This window comes from Bifidobacterium pullorum DSM 20433, from assembly GCF_000771405.1.
Classification (GTDB): Bacteria; Actinomycetota; Actinomycetes; order Actinomycetales; family Bifidobacteriaceae; genus Bifidobacterium; species Bifidobacterium pullorum.
Genome location: NZ_JDUI01000016.1, coordinates 14084 through 33504, shown reverse-complemented (window position 1 = coordinate 33504; position 19421 = coordinate 14084). Strand labels below are relative to the sequence as shown.

General features: G+C 63.4%; 17 protein-coding genes and 2 tRNA genes. 14 read left to right on the top strand and 5 right to left on the bottom strand.

From position 1 onward, the window contains the following. Positions 1–21: 21 nt before the first annotated feature. Together gyrA and OU11_RS08170 are read left to right on the top strand one after the other, a co-directional pair. The gene (gyrA, locus tag OU11_RS08175) at positions 22–2703 is read left to right on the top strand and encodes a DNA gyrase subunit A (RefSeq protein WP_033516036.1); all 2682 of its coding nucleotides are present in this window, start codon (positions 22–24) and stop codon (positions 2701–2703) included. Between the two features lie 56 nt (positions 2704–2759). After that, positions 2760–3338 (top strand): DUF3566 domain-containing protein, encoded by a 579-nt coding sequence (locus tag OU11_RS08170; RefSeq protein ID WP_033516034.1) that lies wholly within the window; start codon positions 2760–2762, stop codon positions 3336–3338. A 161-nt stretch (positions 3339–3499) separates the two neighbouring features. On the opposite strand, the gene gdhA is transcribed toward OU11_RS08170, so the two are convergent. Further along, positions 3500–4846, bottom strand: a complete 1347-nt coding sequence (gene gdhA, locus OU11_RS08165) for an NADP-specific glutamate dehydrogenase (protein WP_033516032.1) — start codon at positions 4844–4846, stop codon at positions 3500–3502. 133 nt (positions 4847–4979) lie between these two features. On the opposite strand from gdhA, the gene OU11_RS08160 reads away from it, so the two are divergent. The 10 genes from OU11_RS08160 (at position 4980) to nrdF (ending at position 15358) form a co-directional block, all read left to right on the top strand. Then, positions 4980–5993 carry a LacI family DNA-binding transcriptional regulator gene (locus tag OU11_RS08160; protein WP_033516030.1) on the top strand — a complete coding sequence of 338 codons (1014 nt, stop codon included), beginning with the start codon at positions 4980–4982 and terminating at the stop codon, positions 5991–5993. A gap of 762 nt (positions 5994–6755) precedes the next feature. Then, complete coding sequence (locus OU11_RS08155) at positions 6756–8081, top strand: hypothetical protein (RefSeq protein WP_033516028.1); 1326 nt, start codon at positions 6756–6758, stop codon at positions 8079–8081. Positions 8082–8132: 51 nt separating this feature from the next. Next, the gene (locus OU11_RS08150) at positions 8133–8876 is read left to right on the top strand and encodes a sugar phosphate isomerase/epimerase family protein (RefSeq protein WP_033516024.1); all 744 of its coding nucleotides are present in this window, start codon (positions 8133–8135) and stop codon (positions 8874–8876) included. Between the two features lie 59 nt (positions 8877–8935). Further along, the gene (locus OU11_RS08145) at positions 8936–9907 is read left to right on the top strand and encodes a sugar kinase (protein ID WP_033516023.1); all 972 of its coding nucleotides are present in this window, start codon (positions 8936–8938) and stop codon (positions 9905–9907) included. Beyond that, positions 9904–10527, top strand: a complete 624-nt coding sequence (locus OU11_RS08140) for an orotidine 5'-phosphate decarboxylase / HUMPS family protein (protein ID WP_033516022.1) — start codon at positions 9904–9906, stop codon at positions 10525–10527. The genes OU11_RS08145 and OU11_RS08140 overlap by 4 nt, the downstream gene beginning before the upstream one ends. Positions 10528–10586: 59 nt before the next feature. Further along, positions 10587–11129, top strand: a complete 543-nt coding sequence (gene hxlB, locus OU11_RS08135; protein WP_033516020.1) for a 6-phospho-3-hexuloisomerase — start codon at positions 10587–10589, stop codon at positions 11127–11129. A 287-nt stretch (positions 11130–11416) separates the two neighbouring features. Then, the gene (locus OU11_RS08130; protein WP_033516019.1) at positions 11417–11695 is read left to right on the top strand and encodes a glutaredoxin domain-containing protein; all 279 of its coding nucleotides are present in this window, start codon (positions 11417–11419) and stop codon (positions 11693–11695) included. Next, the gene (nrdI, locus tag OU11_RS08125) at positions 11692–12117 is read left to right on the top strand and encodes a class Ib ribonucleoside-diphosphate reductase assembly flavoprotein NrdI (protein WP_033516017.1); all 426 of its coding nucleotides are present in this window, start codon (positions 11692–11694) and stop codon (positions 12115–12117) included. Before OU11_RS08130 ends, nrdI begins: the two co-directional genes overlap by 4 nt. After that, a complete protein-coding gene (nrdE, locus tag OU11_RS08120; protein WP_033516015.1) occupies positions 12114–14288 on the top strand; it encodes a class 1b ribonucleoside-diphosphate reductase subunit alpha in 2175 nt (724 codons plus the stop codon). The genes nrdI and nrdE overlap by 4 nt, the downstream gene beginning before the upstream one ends. Before the next feature lie 77 nt (positions 14289–14365). Further along, on the top strand, positions 14366–15358 hold the full coding sequence (gene nrdF, locus OU11_RS08115; protein ID WP_033516013.1) for a class 1b ribonucleoside-diphosphate reductase subunit beta: 993 nt from the start codon (positions 14366–14368) through the stop codon (positions 15356–15358). 157 nt (positions 15359–15515) lie between these two features. Here the strand turns inward: nrdF and OU11_RS08110 are convergent. After that, positions 15516–15588 (bottom strand) — tRNA-Ala (locus tag OU11_RS08110). A gap of 50 nt (positions 15589–15638) precedes the next feature. Continuing rightward, positions 15639–15712 (bottom strand) — tRNA-Ile (locus OU11_RS08105). A gap of 108 nt (positions 15713–15820) precedes the next feature. Between OU11_RS08105 and OU11_RS08100 the strand changes: the two genes are divergently transcribed. Continuing rightward, positions 15821–16486 carry a M48 family metallopeptidase gene (locus OU11_RS08100; RefSeq protein WP_161782771.1) on the top strand — a complete coding sequence of 222 codons (666 nt, stop codon included), beginning with the start codon at positions 15821–15823 and terminating at the stop codon, positions 16484–16486. A 94-nt stretch (positions 16487–16580) separates the two neighbouring features. On the opposite strand, the gene OU11_RS08095 is transcribed toward OU11_RS08100, so the two are convergent. Next, a complete protein-coding gene (locus OU11_RS08095; RefSeq protein ID WP_033516011.1) occupies positions 16581–17060 on the bottom strand; it encodes a Dps family protein in 480 nt (159 codons plus the stop codon). 206 nt (positions 17061–17266) lie between these two features. Next, positions 17267–18574 (bottom strand): hemolysin family protein, encoded by a 1308-nt coding sequence (locus tag OU11_RS08090; protein WP_033516010.1) that lies wholly within the window; start codon positions 18572–18574, stop codon positions 17267–17269. Between the two features lie 172 nt (positions 18575–18746). Between OU11_RS08090 and ahpC the strand changes: the two genes are divergently transcribed. After that, positions 18747–19310 (top strand): alkyl hydroperoxide reductase subunit C, encoded by a 564-nt coding sequence (ahpC, locus tag OU11_RS08085; protein ID WP_033507768.1) that lies wholly within the window; start codon positions 18747–18749, stop codon positions 19308–19310. Positions 19311–19421 lie beyond the last annotated feature (111 nt).

Sequence of the window (19421 nt, the reverse complement as noted above, 5' to 3'; positions counted from 1 at the left end):
GATTTGAAGGGATAGGACACAGTGGCAGACGAAATGAACACGAACGAGGGCATGGAGGAACAGAACCTGCCCGACGGGTCGATGGAGCCGTTGAGCCCCCAGGAGGCCGATGACACCGACTACGGTCTGATGACCGGCGAACGCATCCAGCCGACCGACCTGCAGAAGGAGATGCGCGAATCCTATCTGGCCTACGCGCTCTCGGTGATCGTGGAACGTGCGTTGCCGGATGTGCGCGACGGCATGAAGCCGGTGCACCGCCGCGTGGTGTACGCGATGTACGACGGCGGCTACCGTCCGGACCGCGGCTACAACAAGTGCTCGCGCGTCGTCGGCGACGTGATGGGCAAGTACCACCCGCACGGCGACTCCGCGATCTACGACACGTTGGTCCGCATGGCCCAGCCGTGGTCGATGCGCTATCTGCTCGTGGACGGCCAGGGCAACTTCGGCTCCCCCGGCGACGATCCGGCCGCGGCCATGCGTTACACCGAATGCCGCATGGCGCAGCTGGCGATGGAGATGGTGCGCGACATCGACAAGGACACCGTCGACTTCGTGCCCAACTACGACGGCAAGACGCAGGAGCCGACCGTGCTGCCGGCGCGTTTCCCGAACCTGCTGGTCAACGGCTCCTCCGGCATCGCCGTCGGCATGGCCACGAACATCCCCCCGCACAACATGCGTGAGGTCGCCGACGGCGTGCACTGGGCGCTGGACCATCCCGACGCCAGCCGCGAGGAGCTGCTCGAAGCCCTGATCCAGCGGATCAAGGGCCCCGATTTCCCCACCGGCGCCACGATTCTCGGCCGCAAGGGAATAGAACAGGCCTACCGCACCGGCCGCGGCCTGATCACCATGCGCGCGGTCGTCAACACGGAGGAGATCAAGGGCCGCATGTGCCTGGTGGTCACCGAGCTGCCGTACCAGGTCAATCCGGACCGTCTGGCCGCCTCGATCCGCGAGGCTGTACGCGACGGGAAGATCCAGGGCATCGCCGATATGCGCGACGAGACGTCGGGCCGTACCGGACAGCGTCTGGTGCTGGTGCTCAAGCGTGACGCCGTGCCGAAGGTGGTGCTCAACAACCTGTACAAGCATTCGCAGCTGCAGCAGACGTTCGGCGCGAACATGCTGGCGCTGGTCGACGGCGTGCCGCGCACGCTGTCGTTGGATGCGTTCATCCGCCATTGGGTGAACCACCAGCTCGACGTCATCGAACGCCGTACCCGGTATCTCAAGCGTGAGGCCGAGGAACGCGATCACATCCTGCAGGGCCTGCTCAAGGCGCTGGACGCCATCGAGGAGGTCATCCGACTCATCCGCTCCAGCCAGGGGCGTGAGGACGCCCGGCCCAAGCTGATGGAGTTCCTGGACATCGACCAGATCCAGGCCGATGCCATCCTGTCGATGCAGCTGGTGCGTCTGGCCAATATGGAGGCGCAGAAGATCGTCGACGAGCACAACGAGCTCATGCGCAAGATCGCGGACTACAACGACATCCTCGCCAAGCCCGAGCGCCAGCGCAAGATCGTCGGCGACGAACTCGACGAGATCGTCGCCAAGTACGGTGACGAGCGCCGCACGCGCATCCTGCCGTACTCGGGCGAGATGAACGTCGAGGATCTGATCGCCGAGGAGAACGTGGTCGTGACGGTCACCCACTCTGGCTTCATCAAGCGCACCAAGGCCGACGAATACCGCGCCCAGCATCGCGGCGGCAAGGGCATCAAGGGCGCCAAGCTGCGTGAGGACGACGTGGTCGACCACTTCTTCCTGACCTCGACGCACAACTGGCTGCTGTTCTTCACCAACAAGGGCCGCGTGTACCGTCTGAAGGCGTACGAGCTGCCCGAGGGATCGCGTGATTCGAAGGGCCAGCATGTGGCGAACCTGCTGCAGTTCGGCCCCGAGGAGACGATCCAGACCGTGCTGTCCATCCCGAACTACGAGGTGGCCAAGTATCTGGTGCTGGCCACGCGGTCTGGCAAGATCAAGAAGACCGCGTTGTCCGAATACGATTCGCCGCGCCAGGGCGGTCTGATCGCGGTGCGCCTGATGGTCGACGAGAACGGCGAGAACGCCGACGAGCTGATCGGCGCCGCGCTGTGCAACGCGGACGACGACATCATCCTGGTCTCCCGCCACGGCATGAGCCTGAAATTCAAGGCCGACGATGAGCAGCTGCGCCCGATGGGCCGTCAGACCGCCGGTGTGCAGGGCATGAAGTTCCGCGACGGCGACGAACTGCTGGCCATGGACGTGGTCTGGGGCGATACCGACAAGGATCTGCTCGTGGTCACCGACGAGGGCTTCGCCAAGCGTACGGCGATCAGCGAGTACCGTCTGCAGGGGCGTAACGGCTTCGGCGTCAAGGCGGTGCAGCTGACCGACGAGCGCGGCTCGCTGGTCGGCGCGCTGGTGGTGGACGAGGCCGACCAGGTGCTGGCCATCATGCGTTCCGGTAAGGTGATCCGTTCCGACGTCTCCGAAGTCAAGCGCACGGGCCGTACCACGCAGGGCGTGACGCTGGCCAAGCCCGACAAGGGTGACGTGATCATCTCGATCGCCCGCAACGCCGAACGTGACGACGAGGACGATGCCCCGTCCGACGCCGCAACGGAGGCGACGGCCGGCGAACCGTCCGAAAAGGGGCAGTCGCAATCCGGCGAGAATGTGCAGACCGTGTCGGACGGCGAGTAATCGTCCCGAAACGCTGGTAGCGTCACGTACAAGAAGATCGATTCCAAGGAGCAACGATGAGCGAGAATCTTGAGGATCAGAACCCCGAGATGGATCAGGTCGACGAACAGGTCGCCGATCAAATCGACGTGCAGCCCGAGGGGGAGGAATCGGAGGAGGCCGCCCCGCGTGTGGCTCGTTCCGCTTCCAACCAGCCGTTGATCAGCGAGGAGCAGGCCCGCGAACATGCCGGTGCGTCCACCCCGGTCCGCCCCGTGCGCCGCGCCGTGCCCCGCGCCCGGCGTATGAGCCTGTCGCTGACACGTGTGGACGCATGGTCCGTGGCCAAGGTGACGTTCATGCTGTCGATCGCCGGCGGCATCATCCAGATCGTGGCCGCAGGCCTGCTGTGGGTGATGCTGAACATTGTCGGCGTGTTCGATTCCGTCACGCAGATCGTATCCTCTACCGGCCTGGATGCGGGCGGTTTGGATCTGGCAAACGTGTTCTCGCTCAGCACCGTGCTGTCCGCCGTCACGATTTTCTCGATCATCGAGGTCGTGCTGTTCACCGTGCTGATCACCATCATCGCGTTGCTCTATAACGTGGTCAGCTCGCTGGTCGGTGGCGTCCACATGACGCTCGGCGACGACTGACGGCTCACACTGGTCCGCAGATACTGCAGATCCCGCATCATCACCGATGCGGGATCTTTTCGTATGCGCCGATATGGGCGAGGCATCCGGATACGACGAAGGCTCCCGCAATCGCGAGAGCCTTCACACGTTTACCGGATGCTACCGGGCGGTAAACGGCGTCAGCACCAGCCTTGGGCGACCATCGCGTCGGCCACCTTGACGAAGCCGGCGATGTTCGCGCCGGCCATCAGATCGCCTTCCATGCCGAAATCCTTGGCTGCGGCCAGGGTGTTGGCCACGATGGATTCCATGATGCCCTTGAGCTTGGCGTCGGTCTCCTCGAAGGTCCAAGACAGACGGTAGCTGTTCTGGCTCATCTCCAGACCGGAGACGGCCACGCCGCCGGCGTTCGCGGCCTTGGCCGGGCCGTACAGCACGTTGTTGGCCTTGTAGACCTCGATGGCCTCCGGGGTGGACGGCATGTTCGCGCCCTCGCACACCACGGTGCAGCCGTTGTCGATCAGCGCCTGGGCCGACTCGCCGTCGATCTCGTTTTGGGTGGCGCACGGCAGGGCGATGTCGCACTTCACGGTCCACACGCCCTTGCAGCCCTCGTGGTATTCGGAGCCGGGCACCCGGTCGGCGTACTCCTTGATGCGGCCGCGGTGTCCGAGCTTGATGTCTTTGACCACATCGAGCTGGATACCGTTCGGGTCGTAGATGTAGCCGTTGGAATCGGAGGCGGTCACCACCTTAGCGCCGAGGGACTGCGCCTTCTCGGTGGCGAAGATCGCCACGTTGCCGGAGCCGGAGATCGCCACGGTCTTGCCTTTGAACGAATCGCCGCGCAGCACGCGCAGGGCCTCCTGCGTGTAATAGCACAGGCCGTAGCCGGTGGCCTCGGTACGGGCCAACGAGCCGCCGAATTCCAAGCCCTTGCCGGTCAGCACGCCCGAATACTCGTCGCGGATGCGCTTGTACTGGCCGAACAGATAGCCGATTTCACGGGCGCCGACGTTGATGTCGCCCGCCGGAACGTCGGTGAACTGGCCGATGTGACGCTGCAGCTCGGTCATAAAGGCCTGGCAGAAGCGCATGACCTCGGCATCCGAACGGCCCTTCGGGTTGAAGTCGGAGCCGCCCTTGCCGCCGCCCATCGGCAGCGTGGTCAGGGAGTTCTTGAGGATCTGCTCGAAGCCGAGGAACTTGATTACCGATTCGGTTACGGTCGGGTGGAAGCGCAGACCGCCCTTGTAGGGGCCGATGGCGGAGTTGAACTGGACGCGGTAACCGCGGTTGACCTGCGGCTTGCCCTCGTCGTCCATCCAGACCACGCGGAATTTGACCACGCGCTCCGGCTCGACGAACCGTTCGAGCACGCCGTTCGCCTCATACTCCGGGTGCTTGTCGAACACGGGTTCCAGGGTCTCGAAAACCTCGCGCACGGCCTGCAGGAACTCGGGCTGGTCGCCGTCGCGCTGCTCCACCTGGGCATACACGCGCTTGACATATTCGTTGGTGAACATAGTCTCTCCCTACCTTGGGTCATTGCCAAACGGCAATATTCTATGCGGTGGTGCGGCAAGTCCCACGGAACTGTCCAACATCCGATTACGGGATGTTGCCGGAGTGCGGCGGAAAATGGTGGACAATAGAGGCATGAGCAGGAGAACGACGAACCGGCAACCCAGCATGGGTGACGTGGCCGCGGCCGTGGGGGTGTCGAAGACCACGATCTCGCGGTATCTGCACGGCAACTTCGGGTATATGTCCGACGAGACGAAGGCGCGCATCGCCCAGGTGATCGACGAACTCGGATATCGGCCGAACCGCATGGCGCAGGGGTTGAAGGCCACCGTGAGTCACATGATCGGCGTGACGATCGCCGACATCGGCAACCCGTTCAGCTCGCTGCTGCTCAAGGGCATCCAGCAGGTGTGCCGCGAACGTGACGTGCAGCTGCTGGTCAGCGACTCCAACAACCGGCGTGAGCTGGAGCAGGCAAACATCGAATCGCTGCTTGACGCGCAGGTGGACGGTCTGATCGTGAACACCGTGGGTGGCAACGACACGTGGCTGACCGCGTATTGCGCCGCCGACGGACACAAGCCGATGGTGCTGTTGGACCGCATTGTGCAGCCGATCGCCTGCGACTGCGTGCAGACCGACAATCCTGCGGCCGTGTCGGCGATGATGGGGCATCTGCGTGAGCGGGGGTTCGACGCCGTGGTTTTCGTGACCCGGCCGACGGAGGGGATCAGCACGCGTACCGCCAGGCGTGGTGCGGTGGAGTCATACCTACGGGATGGGGATGTCCGCGGCGAGATCGCGGTGTATGAGACCGTCGACGGGTTGCGGGCGATGCTGCCGCAAGTGCTGTCCCGGTATGCCGACGGCCGGGTGTGCCTGTTCTCCAACAACGAGGAGACGATGCGCGACCTGTTGGAGACGCTGCCGCAGCCGTTGCCGGACGGTGTCGGGCTGTGCGCGTTCGCCGAGGAGCTGTGGGCCCGGTTCTGCGGGTTCGGCATCACCTGTCTGGACCAGGGGCCGGTCGAGATGGGGCGGGTGGCCGCCGAGACGCTGATGGCCCGCGTCTATGACGGTTCCGACGCGCCGTATGCCGTGGTGGATGTCCCCGCACGGCTGTGCATATTCGATTCGACACGATGAGCCCGTCCATATCAGGGGGGCGGTCGTGAGACCGGTCATGCCGGGTTTCCGGTCGTGAGACCGGTCAGTTGTTGCCTTATCTGAGCGGTCATGTCCGTTGTCGCCGTCTTTCCAACGGTTGGCTTACGCGCGTAAGCAGGGCTGTTGACGCAAGGTTTTCGACAGTCTCACTTTCAACGGTTGGCTTACGCGCTTAACTATGCTTGTTTCCGCCACCTTTTCTACACGGCCACCGTTGTAACTGTTGAATTACGCGCTTAAATGGGTCTTTGGACGCAAGGTTTTCAACAGTCCCTTTTGTAGCTGTTGACTTACGCGCATAGGTGCGCTTGTTTCCGCCACCTTTTCAGCTGTTGATGATGTGGCGCTGGGGGGATCGTGCACGGATGGGCCTGTTTGCGTGGCGGTATGTACGGGTCAAGGTATTCAACTGTTGGCTTACGCGCATAGACCGGCCTGTTGGCGCAACCTTTGCAACTGTTGACTAGTGGTGCTGTGCAAAAGTGTGCGGAATCGGCGTGGTTCCACCATCTTTTCAACCGTTGACTGATGCGCGTAAACCAGCGTATCTGCGCAGCCTGTTCAACTGTTGACTTACGACACGCCGTGGTTAACCGATAAACAAGACGGGTATATCATGTTGTTTACCGATTAACGTAACCGATAAACGAAATCGGTACACAATACATGGATGTAACAATGGAAACGGTGATGGCAGCGATGGTATTGCCGGTTCCGCTCAACGTAGAGAGGAGAAGTGACGTGATTATCTGGATCATGGGCATACTGCTCATTGCATCGTTCGCGTGCTTCGTGTTCTATGCCATGCGTGGCGGCAACCTCACCGTGGGGTTCTTCATTCTGACCATCGTGTGGTTGGCCATCTATTTCCTCGGCGTGGCCTTCGGAGTCGGCGAGCCGTTCGACATCATCAATGATGTCTTCGCGCAACCGGCCCTGACGTACGGTCCGACCATCATCCAGATCGTCTGCGGCGCATGGTTCGGCCGTGTGCTGGTTGATACCGGCATCGCCGCCTCGATCTCCTACCGCACCGCCAAGGTCGGTGAGAAAAGCCCGGTGCTGGCCACCATCGCCGTGGCCCTGGTGACCTGCCTGATCTTCACCAGCGCCTACGGCGTCGGCTCCGCTATCGCCATCGGCGTGATCCTGTTCCCGATCCTCGGTCATCTGGGCGTCCCCAAGCGCGTGTCCGTGCCGGTGTTCACCCTGTCGATCGGCGCCGCCATGTGGATTAACAGCGTGATGTTCGCGCAGTTCGCGGCCTTCTACCAGAACTACGACTCCCCCGACGGCCAGGTGGTTGAATGGGGCAGCCATTATCTGGGCTTCGGCATCCCCGCCATGGTCATCCAGATGGTGGCCGTCATCATCTTCATCTTGATCAACTCGAAGGCCATCAAGAACGGCACCCCGTACGAGGTGGGCAACCCAGCCGATCGCACCGGCGAGATCCCGCAGGTGCCGGTATGGACCTACGTGCTGCCGATCGTGCCTGTGGCGCTGAGCATCCTGTTCCAGTGGGATTCGGTCCCCGCCCTGTTCCTGGCCTCCATCCTGGCCTTCCTCGGCACCGGCCATATGAAGACCTACAAGGGCTTCGTGGACATGCTCAACTCCACCGCCAAAACCGCCATCGGCGACATCGGCAGCCTGATCATCATGCTGCTTGTGCTGCGGTTCTTCCAGCAGACCGCCGTCACCGTCATGGCCGACTTCGGACCGGCGCTGACCTCGGTGGTGCCGAACAACGAGCTGATCCTCGGCCTGGCCGTCTGCGTCCTGGCGCCGCTCGCCCTGTTCCGTGGCCCGCTGGAGCTGTACGGCGCGGGTTCGGCCGTCATCGGCATCCTGATGGGCATGGGCATCTTCGACGTCTGGTTCCTGTTCGCCATGCTTGTGGTCCCGTCGATGACCTGCATCTCCAGCTGCGTGACCCAGTCCTGGAACATGTGGGCCGTGGAATATAACGAGCTGGAGCCCAAGACCTTCCTGAAGAACGGTGTGCCGGTCTACTGGCTGTGCACGTTCCCGATCATGGGACTCGCCGCGCTCACCCTGTTCTGATCCGTATCCAACATCGTCAACATCGTCACCAATGTCAATCAAGGAGCTGATATGACCACCATCGGCATCAACCTGCTCGTCTACATGCAGGAACTCAACAACGGCATCGCGCAGTCCGCGCTGCTGCCGACCATCGCGGGACACGGCGTCACCCTGGCCGAGGTCCGCCGCGAATACATCAAGGATGATGCGGAATTCGACCGCATCCGCGAGGCGGCCGAAGCCAACGGGCTGGACCTGTTCTACTCGGTGCCGGAATCCCTGACCATCGGCGGCGCGGCCAACCCCGGTTTCGAGGGCTTCCTGGATGAGGCGGTGCGCATGGGCGTCCGGAACGTCAAATTCAACCAAGGCGACGTCAAGGACGTGGATGCGGCGGTGATCGCCGCGATCGACGATGCCGCCGCCGCATGCGGCCTGACGCTGACCATCGAGAACGACCAGACCCCGGAGAACGGCACGCTGGCCTGCACCGCAGCATCGCTCGCCCATATCCATGAGGTCGGCGGCGCCATCGGATACACCTTCGACCTAGGCAACTGGTTCTGGCGCGGCGAGGACGCCGACGCGGCGTTCGCCCAACTGCTGACGGACATCACCGTCTTCCATCTGAAGAACGTCAACGGGGCGACGGATCGGGCCGCGCTATCCACCACGATGCTGCAGGACGGCGTCATCGACTGGCAGGCGATGCTGCCGCAGCTGGCCCCGAGCGTGCCGGTCTTCCTGGAGTTCCCGATTCCGGCCGATCGCGTCGCCGAACAGGTCGCTCTCGTCCGCCAGGCGGTCGCCTGACCCCGCTGTCATCCCAAAACCGAATCGACACGCCAAACAGCATCAGAAAGAAGCGCATCATGCCTGAAGTCATGACCATCGGCGAACCCATGGTGAACCTCATCGCCGATTCCACCGAAACCTATCTCGAAGCCCGGCAGCTGCCCCGACAGATGGCCGGCGCCGAATTCAACGTCGCCATCGGCGTCAGCCGCCAGGGGCACAGCATCGGGTACGTCACGCAGCTGGGCGACGACTGGCAGGGCGACCTCATCGTGGACTACATGAACGCCACCGGCATCGACACCTCGGCCATCCGCCGCGTCTCGGGCGCGGCCACCGGCTTCCAGCTCAAGGTCCGCTCCAGCGACGGCGAGCCCAAGGTGATCTACTTCCGCGCCGGTTCCGCCGCGTCGAAGACCACCCCGGACATCGTGAACGACGTGGACTTCACCGGTGTGCGCATCCTGCACGTCACCGGCATCTTCTCCGCGCTCACCGACCAGACGTATGAGACCGTCAACGCCTTGGTGGACGCCGCCAAGGCGCACGGTGTGACGGTGGTCTTCGACCCCAACCCGAGGCCCACCCTGTGGCCGAGCCAGCAGGCGATGATTGAGGCGACCAACCGGCTCGCCGCCAAATGCGACGTGTTTCTGCCCGGCCTGTCCGAGGGGCAGCTGTTCTCCGGGCGCCAGGACCCGCGCGACATCGCCGACTACTATCTGGATATGGGCATCAGCAAGGTCATCATCAAGCTCGGTGACACCGGCTCGGTGGCGTTCGGGCGCAATGCCGACGGCGGCCGCACGGAGATTGTGGTGCCCAGCTTCGTGGTGGACGTGGTCGACACCGTCGGTGCCGGCGATGGGTTCGCCTCCGGCGTGATCACCGGTCTGCTTGAGGACCTTGACGACGATGCGCTGCTGGAGCGGGCGAACGCCGTCGGCGCAATCCAGGTCACCAGCGTCTCCGATTCGGAGGGGCTGCCGACCGTGGAAGAGCTGCGGAAGTTCATCGCGTTCACGCCGCGCAAGGAGGTGGAGCTGTGAAGCTGCAGGTGGCCATCGACCGGGTCGACATGCTGCAGGCGCGATCGATCGTCGCGCAGGTGGCGGATGCCGCCGACATCGTGGAGATCGGTACGTCGCTGACCAAGGAATACGGTCTGCGGGCGCTGACCAGGCTGACGGAGGACTATGGCGGCCAAGTGGCGCTGCTCGCCGACATCAAGACCTGCGACGAAGGCAAGTACGAGTTCGATCTGGGGTACGACTGCGGGTTCACATACCTGACCGTCATGGGGTCGGCGTCGATGGGCACGTTGGAGGCGTGCGCGGCGTCCGCGGCCGCCCACCACGGCACGATGATGATCGACCTGTTGGAGTGCGACGACGCGCGTATCGAACGAATCGGCGGATTCGTCGACGCCGTGTACTGCCTGCACACTTCGGTCGACTCCGGTACCACCGCGGACCCGGTCGGACAGGTGCGTGCGTTCCGTGAGCGGTTCCCGCAGATCCGTCGCATCGCGGTCGCCGGCGGCATCAAGCCCGACCAGCTGGCCGGGTTGGCGGCGGAAGGCGTGGAGATCGCGATCATGGGATCGGCCGTCACCAAGGCCGCCGACATCGCCGCGGCAGCCCGCCGTTGCAAGGATTTGACGGTGTAGGTCCGGAAACGGCCGCGGAACGTCAACGGGACTACAGGTAATCACTAAGGAGACATACGATGAACCGTATTTTGGATCAGATCGCCGAGGAGATCAACGGCGTGATCGCCAAGATGGACGAGCAGGACCTGGTCAACGCCATGGGGGTGATCGGGCGCAACGATCGCGTCTACGCCACCGGCGAGGGCCGGTCCGGATTCCAGGCGCGCGCATTTGCGATGCGCATGATGCATATCGGCTATACGAGCTACATGATGGGGGAAACCATCTGCCCCTCCATGCATGAAGGCGACGTGCTGGTGGCTATCTCGGGCTCGGGAAAGACCAAGCACACCGTGGAGGATGCCGAAGCCGCCAAGAAACTCGGCGTCAAGGTGATCGCCGTCACCTCGAAGCCCGAGTCGCCGTTGGCGGACGTGGCCGATGCGGTGATCGTGGTGCCGGGGCGTGTCAAGGGCGAGGCCGGCGGATCCATCCAGCTGCTGAGTTCGCTGTTCGACCAGTCGGTGCACATTGCGCTCGACGCGCTGTGCCTGATGATCTCGCGCCGTGACGAGGTCTCCGACGCCGACGCGAACGCCAACCACGCCAACGTGGAGTAGTCGGCCGTCGGCGGCTGTATGACGTTTGGGTGCCGTGGACCTCGGCCGGTTCACGGCACCCAAACGTATTTATGCACAGAACGGTCTTACGTCCGCTACGGGGGAACTGGGGCGTGTCGGGGGTGTCGAGGTGGTTGGCGGATTGGGGTAATGACGCCCATAACCACTAGATATGGTGGTTCGGTGTGATATGTATCACTAGAAATAGTGGTGACGTCGCGTGGCTTTCGGGGTACCGTAGGGGACACATCAACCGACAGGATCCAGAAGGAACCGAGGAGTACGCCATGACCGTCATCGTCTACAGCACCCCGCGCTGCCCGCAGTGCAACGCCACAAAACGTCAGCTTGATCGCATGGGTGTGCCCTATCGGCAGATCGACGTGACGGTCGATACCGAGGCGTCGGCGATGCTGCGTGCGGCCGGGTACCGGCAGGCACCGGTCGTTATGGACGGAGACCGCGTGTGGACCGGATACCGGCCGGACCTGCTGCGCACCCTGGCTGAACGGCATGGCGAGGAGTCGCATGCCGCCTCCCATACGGCGGCCGCGGTGGCGGCATGAGCGCACTCGTCTACTTCTCGTCCGCCTCCGAGAACACCGCACGATTCGTCGCCCGCTGCCGGTTCGAGGACACCGGCATCGCCGTATACCGCATCCCGCTGAGGGCGGGCGATCCCGCGCTCGTCGTACGCGAACCCTACGTGCTGATGGTGCCGACCTACGGCGGCGGCGATTCCCGCAAGGCCGTGCCCGTTCAGGTCAAACGGTTCCTGAACGACCCCGGCAACCGGACGTGGATCCGGGGCGTCATCGCCTCCGGCAACACCAACTTCGGCGAAGCGTACTGCGCCGCCGGAACCATCATCGCCGCCAAATGCGGCGTCCCGTTCCTCTACCGCTTCGAACTGATGGGCATGCCCGGAGACGCGGACAAGGTCCGACAGGGCGTCATCGATTTCCTCACGAAAGGCAACCACTCATGACCACCATGAACGGCACGGTACCGCCGGCGGACGCCGCCTACGACCCGTCGCACGACTATCACGCGCTCAACGCCATGCTCAACCTGTACGACGCGCAGGGGCGCATCCAGTTCGACAAGGACAAGGCCGCCGAGCGCGAATACGTGACCGGTCATGTGGCGGCGAACACCATCGCGTTCCCCACCACCCGGCAGCGGCTGGACTACCTGATCCGCAATAACTACTACGACGGTGCGGTGTTCGACCGCTACTCTCCCGAGTTCCTGGACCGCTTCTATGCGCACGTGGAATCGTCGGGCTTCGAATTCGGTACGTTCCTTGGCGCATTCAAATTCTATGCGTCATACGCGCTGAAGACCTTCGACGGCACCCGATACCTGGAGGATTTTCCGCAGCGTGCGGCCGCCGTGGCGTTGGCGCTGGCCGCCGGTGACGAGCAGATGGCCACGCGTGTGGCCGACGAGATCATCGCGGGCCGCTTCCAGCCCGCCACCCCGACGTTCCTGAACCTGGGCAAGGCGCAGCGGGGCGAACCGGTCAGCTGCTTCCTGATCCGCATCGAGGACAACATGGAATCGATTTCGCGCGGCATCAACGCCGCGCTCCAGCTGAGCAAGCGAGGCGGCGGCGTGGCGCTGCTGCTGAGCAACCTGCGCGAGCTGGGCGCCCCGATCAAGCAGATCGAACACCAGTCCAGCGGCGTGGTGCCGGTGATGAAACTGTTGGAGGACTCGTTCTCCTACGCCAACCAGTTGGGCGCGCGGCAGGGAGCGGGCGCGGTGTACCTCAACGCGCACCACCCGGACATCCTGCGCTTCCTGGACACCAAGCGCGAGAACGCCGACGAGAAGATTCGCATCAAGTCGTTGGCATTGGGCGTGGTGGTGCCGGACATCACGTTCGAACTGGCCAAGCGCAAGGAACGGATGGCGCTGTTCAGCCCCTACGATGTGGAACGGGTGTACGGCAAACCGTTCGCCGACATCAGCGTGACCGAGGAATACGATCGCATGGTGGCCGACGAGCGCATCCGCAAGACCTGGATTGACGCCCGGCAGTTCTTCATGACGCTGGCCGAGCTGCAGTTCGAATCCGGCTACCCCTACCTGGTATTCGAGGACACGGTCAACCGGGCGAACCCGATCGAGGGGCGCGTGGTGATGTCCAACCTGTGTTCGGAGATCCTGCAGGTGCAGGAGCCGAGCACGTTCCGCGAGGATCTGAGTTACGAGTACGTCGGGCGCGATGTGTCCTGCAACCTCGGCTCGCTGAACATCGCCAAGGCGATGGACGCCGACCTGGGCGCCACCGTGCGCACCGCGATCCGTGCGCTGACCGCCGTGTCCGAACAGACCTCGATGGCCTGCGTGCCGTCGGTGCTGCGCGCCAACGAGGAAGGGCATGCAATCGGTCTGGGGCAGATGAACCTGCACGGGTTCCTGGCCCGCGAACGCATCCAGTACGGCAGCGAGGAGGCGTTGGACTTCACCGACATGTATTTCATGACCGTGGCCTACCACGCCTACCGGGTATCGCACGCCCTGGCTGTGGAGCGCGGGCGCGCGTTCGCCTCGTTCCCCACGTCGGACTACGCCAAGCCGGCCGGCGAAGGCAACTACTTCGACAAGTACACCGACGGCCGTCGGTCGCTGGAGCCGCGCACCGAACGCGTTCGGCAACTCTTCGCCGATCGCGGCATCCATATCCCCACGGCGCGTGACTGGGCGGAGCTGCGCGACGCAATCCTGTGCGACGGCATCTACAACCAGTACCTGCAGGCCGTGCCCCCGACCGGCTCGATCAGCTACATCAACCACGCCACCAGCTCGATCCATCCGATCGCCTCGAAGATCGAGATTCGCAAGGAGGGCAAGATCGGGCGCGTCTACTACCCGGCCGCATACATGACCAACGAGAACCTCGAATACTTCCGCGACGCCTACGAGATCGGCTGGCGCGCCATCGTGGACACCTACGCCGAAGCCACGCAGCATGTGGACCAGGGACTCAGCCTGACGCTGTTCTTCCCGGACACGGCCACCACGCGCGACCTCAACCAAGCCCAGATCTACGCCTGGCGCAAGGGCATCAAAACCCTGTACTACATCCGCATCCGCCAGCAGGCGCTCGAAGGCACCGAGGTCGCCGGCTGCGTCAGCTGCATGCTGTAACGCCGCGCCTCCACCCCTCATCACACACCGCACACCCGTATCACCCACCGCACAGTAGAAAGAACCAGGAGCATACCATGGCACCCATCTCCATCCCCCGCCAGCCGCTCAAGCTCATCGACCGCGTCACCGCCATCAACTGGAACCGTCTGGAGGACGAGAAGGACCTTGAGGTCTGGGACAGGCTTACCGGCAACTTCTGGCTGCCGGAGAAGGTCCCGGTATCCAACGACATCCCGGTCTGGCAGCGGATGAGCGAGGCAGAACACACGCTGACGATGCGCGTGTTCACCGGTCTGACGTTGCTGGACACCATCCAGGGCACGGTCGGCGCGGTGTCGCTGATCCCGGACGCGCTGACGCCGCACGAGGAGGCCGTGTACACGAATATCGCGTTCATGGAGTCGGTGCACGCCAAGTCGTATTCGTCGATCTTCTCGACGCTGTGCTCGACCGCCGAGATTGATGAAGCGTTCGCATGGAGCGAGAGCAACGAACACCTGCAGCGCAAGGCGCAGATCGTGCTCGACTACTACGAGGGCGACAACCCGCTCAAGCGCAAGGTGGCCTCCACGCTGCTCGAATCGTTCCTGTTCTACTCGGGGTTCTACCTGCCGATGTACTTCTCGGCGCACGCCAAGCTGACCAACACGGCCGACGTGATCCGCCTGATCATCCGCGACGAGGCCGTGCACGGGTACTACATCGGCTACAAGTACCAGAAGGGTCTGGCGGCGGTCTCCGATGCGGAGCGCGCGGTGATGGAGGAGTACACGTACGATCTGCTCAACGAGCTGTACGACAACGAGGTGGAGTACACGCGGTCGCTGTACGACGGCGTGGGTCTGACCGAGGATGTGGAGAAGTTCCTGCGGTACAACGGCAACAAGGCACTGATGAACCTGGGCTATCCGGCGCTGTTCCCCGCCGAGATCTGCGATGTGAACCCGGCGATTCTGGCCGCCCTGTCCCCGAACGCCGACGAGAACCACGACTTCTTCTCCGGTTCCGGCAGCTCGTACGTCATGGGCAAGGCCGTCGAAACCGATGACGACGATTGGGATTTCTGACACGCTCGCTTTGGATGCCGTGTCGTCATACAGTTGCGACAACACGTGCGCGTAGCGTCCGCTAGGATGCCGTGTTGTCGCGTGGACATGACGACACGGCATTTCGGCGTGATATGAAGAACCCGCGGAACCGTTGCGATTCCGCGGGTTTTGTAAGTGGAGCTAGCCGGGTTCGAACCGGCGACCCTCTGCTTGCAAAGCAGATGCGCTACCAGCTGCGCTATAGCCCCGCATCCAGTACAAAAAAGGCGGCCGTAAAAGCCGCTTTCCTGTTCTGAAGTGGGCCCGGGAGGACTTGAACCTCCGACCTCATCCTTATCAGGGATGCGCTCTAACCACCTGAGCTACGGGCCCAAAGTTATCGCACGCTTTCGCGCACAAAAAGACAGCTTACCAGTTCGCCGTAATTTGTCAACCGGCGTGTCGCAGTGGGTGACGTGGGCATGCGGGACAATGGAGGGCATGTCATACCGTGCCACGGCCCGAAGCCGATCGTCTAGACCCGAGATGCTGGTTGTTGACGGTTTGGTGCTGCACGTAACGCGCAAAGCCATCAAGAACATGTATCTGCGCATCAAACCGCCGCAGGGCGACATCGTCGTCTCCGCACCGCTGCGGATGACCGACGGACAGATAGAACGGTTCGCGCGTGAACGTCGGTCATGGATACTGGCGCAGCAGCAGCGCATACGGGAGGCCCGGCAACGTCTGGCGGACGGAACGGGGGCCGAGCCTGGTGCGCCGCACGGCGGGGACCCGGCCGGCTTCATCCATGACGCGGCATCCTGGTGGACGCCGGAGCGCCGGGAGCGCGCCGCATCGGCGATCGACGCGCGGCTGCCGGCATTGGTGGAGCATTGGTCCGCAGTCATCGGCAAACGTCCGACGCATATCACATTGCGTGCGATGACGACCCGTTGGGGATCCTGCACGCCGCGGACCGGTCGCATCCGGTTGAATCTGCAACTGGGGCTGTTGCCGCCCCAGTATCTCGAATATGTGCTCGTCCATGAGATGACGCATCTGTGGGCCAACGGGCATGGGGCTGAGTTCCAACGCCGTATGACGCAGTATCTGCCGGATTGGCGTCGGCTGCGCCGCGAGCTCAATCGCTATACGGCGGGGTAGTTCGATACGGAACCGCCAGAGGGCGTTCCACGTAGGATTGTGGAATACCCTCCGGCGGTGTGCGATTCGCGTTCTGTGTATATGCGGGAACCGGTCAGGCCAGATGGCTGCGCATGAACCACTGGAACTTCTCCAGCTCCTGCACATGGTCCTGCATGATGTTCGAGCTGACCAGATCCAGTTCGTCAAGCTCGGCGATTGCCTTGCGGTCGTCGACGATCATGGCGTCATAGTATTCGATCAGCGCCTGCAGATACTCCTCCGTAGAATGGCGGCCTTCCAGATCGAACGGCTTCCACGTGCGGTTGCGGGTGATCGTGTCGGCGCTGCCGTCCGGTGCGCCGCCCATCGTGGCAATGCGCTCGGCCGTCTCGTCGGCCATGCCGAGCACGGCCTCGACCTGCGGGTCGAGCATCTCGTGCACGGCGATGAAGTTCGGTCCGGTCACGTTCCAGTGCGCATGCTTGAGCACCAGCGCGGCCTCCTGCTCCTGGCTGAGCCGGTTCTGCAGGATCGCGATGGCCTTCTCCGAAGCGGCCTCATCCAGACCGGGAACCACAAAAGTCAATGCCATAACGTTTCCTTTCCCTCGATGGTATGGGTGGTTCCAGTCTACGTGGAACCACCCGGTTGGCGATTACGCTGACGACGTACTGGACGGCCGGCGCGTCATGGTCGGCCCGCGATGGCGCGTGGATTCCGCGGTCGTCCCGTCCCCGCGACGTGCCCCCGATAATGGGGGCGTCGCGCCTGCGTGCGGGCGATGGGTGACGGACGGGATCAGTCGTTGGATTCCGCGGTCTGCTTGCGGACCTCGATGGTCTCGATGCGGCGGCCGTCGACCTTGGTGATCACCATGTCATAGCCGTCGTCGGAGTGCAGCACGTCGCCTTCGGCACCCATCTTGCCGGTCTGGGCCAGGAAGTAGCCGGCCACCGTCTCGTACGGGCCGTCGGCGAGCTCGATGCCGGTCAGGTCCTCGAAGTCCTCCAGCGTGGTGCCGCCCTCAATGGTGGCCACGCCGTCAACGAATACGGTCGTTTCGCGGTGCTCCCCGCCCTTCTCCTCGGGCAGGTCGTATTCGTCGCGGATATCGCCCACCAGTTCCTCGGTCATATCCTCCAGCGTCACGATGCCGTCCGTGCCGCCGTACTCGTCGATGACCACGGCCAGGTGGATGCCGCGCTTGCGCAGCAGCGACAGGCTCGGCAGCAGCTTGGACGTGCCGGGCAGGGAGATGCCCTCGCGCACCACGTCGGCCACGATCTTGGCGTTCGGGTCGCGCACGTCGAGCAGGTCGCGCACATGCACGAATCCGAGCACGTCGTCGAAGTCCTTGCCGGTCACCGGGTAACGGGAGTACGGCATCTCACGCACGTAGGCGGCGGCCTCCTCAAGCGTCATGTCGCCGTCCAGGAACACCACGTCGGCGCGCGGGCGCATGACCTCGGCCACGATGGTCTCCGAGGCGTCGAAGACATCGTCGAGGATGGTGCGCTCGTCCTTGCTCAGGTTGGTGTTCGTGTTGACGAGCACGCGCAGCTCCTCGTCGGAGACCTCGCTTTCCGTCTCGTTCGGGTCGAAGCCGAGCAGGCGGACGATGCCGTTCGTGTTCTTGCCGATCAGCCAGATGATCGGCTTGCAGACCTTCGCGAACGCGTCGATGGCGGGCACGACGGCACGGGAGATCTGCTCGGCCTTCTGCATGGCGATGCGCTTGGGCACCATCTCGGAGATCACGATCGAACAGTAGGAGATGACTAGGGTCAGCACCACGGTGACCAGCGGATTGGCCACCACGCTCGGCACGCCCCAGCCTTGGACGACGGGGATGATGTATGGGGCGAGCGACGAGGCGCCGAACGATGCCGACAGGAAGCCGGAGAGCGTGACGCCGATCTGCACGGTGGACAGGAAGGTGTTGGGGTCGCGGGCGATTTTGGCGACGCGGGCTCCTCTCGCGTCGGTCTGTTCCATCTGCTCGATCTGGGAGCCGCGCAGCGAGACCAGCGCCAGCTCGGTGCCGGCGAACACGGCGCCGACCAACAGGAACACGAAGATGAGCAGGATGTTCAAACCAAGTGACATGTCATCAACACTAGGGCATTGGCACGTCAATGGGGGTGCCGGCCGTTCGGGGGTCGGCCGTGTGGGCAATCTCACAGTTCCAGGACTGGAATTCCAAGGTTTCTTGGCTACGATGAAGGCAGACGCGACGGCGCGATCACGCCGTCCCCGCGTCATAACGAAAGGAACGACAATGACCCTTCTGCAGCATGAACTTACGGATTTCACCGTCAACGCCTACCAGAACGACGCCTTCCATGAAGTGAGCAAGGCCGACGTGCTCGGTCACTGGTCGGTGTTCTTCTTCTATCCGGCCGACTTCACGTTCGTGTGTCCGACCGAGCTTGAGGACCTGGCCGCCAAGTACGACGAGTTCAAGGCCATCGGCTGCGAGATCTACTCGGTGTCCTGCGACACCCACTTCGTGCACAAGGCCTGGCACGACGCCAACGAGAAGATCGCCAAGATCCAGTACCCGATGCTGGCCGATCCGACCGCCGCGCTGGCCCGCGACCTCGACACCTACAACGAGGAGCTTGGCCAGGCGGAGCGCGGCGACTTCATCGTCAACCCCGAGGGCAAGGTCGTGGCCTATGAGGTCATCTCCTCGAATGTGGGCCGTAACGCCGACGAACTGCTGCGCCGCGTGCAGGCCTCGCAGTTCGTGTACGAGCATGGCGACCAGGTCTGCCCGGCCAAGTGGCAGCCCGGCGACGAGACCATCGAGCCGACGCTGGATCTGGTCGGCCAGCTCTGATTCGGGTACACCCCTGACAGCGGTCGATACGGCTGACAACCGATGACGAGGGGAGACCGGTGCGTGATGCACGGTCTCCCCTCACCGTCGCGGTCGGACTACCGGTACGGG

What these genes read in the sequence shown, in the direction of transcription:
- OU11_RS08145 (WP_033516023.1), top strand. Translation starts at nt 8,936, where the DNA reads ATGCCTGAAGTCATGACCATCGGCGAACCCATGGTGAACCTCATCGCC.
- OU11_RS08170 (WP_033516034.1), top strand. Translation starts at nt 2,760, where the DNA reads ATGAGCGAGAATCTTGAGGATCAGAACCCCGAGATGGATCAGGTCGAC.
- OU11_RS08090 (WP_033516010.1), bottom strand. Translation starts at nt 18,574, where the DNA reads ATGTCACTTGGTTTGAACATCCTGCTCATCTTCGTGTTCCTGTTGGTC.
- OU11_RS08130 (WP_033516019.1), top strand. Translation starts at nt 11,417, where the DNA reads ATGACCGTCATCGTCTACAGCACCCCGCGCTGCCCGCAGTGCAACGCC.
- OU11_RS08100 (WP_161782771.1), top strand. Translation starts at nt 15,821, where the DNA reads ATGTCATACCGTGCCACGGCCCGAAGCCGATCGTCTAGACCCGAGATG.
- nrdE (WP_033516015.1), top strand. Translation starts at nt 12,114, where the DNA reads ATGACCACCATGAACGGCACGGTACCGCCGGCGGACGCCGCCTACGAC.
- ahpC (WP_033507768.1), top strand. Translation starts at nt 18,747, where the DNA reads ATGACCCTTCTGCAGCATGAACTTACGGATTTCACCGTCAACGCCTAC.
- OU11_RS08160 (WP_033516030.1), top strand. Translation starts at nt 4,980, where the DNA reads ATGAGCAGGAGAACGACGAACCGGCAACCCAGCATGGGTGACGTGGCC.
- OU11_RS08095 (WP_033516011.1), bottom strand. Translation starts at nt 17,060, where the DNA reads ATGGCATTGACTTTTGTGGTTCCCGGTCTGGATGAGGCCGCTTCGGAG.
- hxlB (WP_033516020.1), top strand. Translation starts at nt 10,587, where the DNA reads ATGAACCGTATTTTGGATCAGATCGCCGAGGAGATCAACGGCGTGATC.
- OU11_RS08150 (WP_033516024.1), top strand. Translation starts at nt 8,133, where the DNA reads ATGACCACCATCGGCATCAACCTGCTCGTCTACATGCAGGAACTCAAC.
- gdhA (WP_033516032.1), bottom strand. Translation starts at nt 4,846, where the DNA reads ATGTTCACCAACGAATATGTCAAGCGCGTGTATGCCCAGGTGGAGCAG.
- nrdF (WP_033516013.1), top strand. Translation starts at nt 14,366, where the DNA reads ATGGCACCCATCTCCATCCCCCGCCAGCCGCTCAAGCTCATCGACCGC.
- nrdI (WP_033516017.1), top strand. Translation starts at nt 11,692, where the DNA reads ATGAGCGCACTCGTCTACTTCTCGTCCGCCTCCGAGAACACCGCACGA.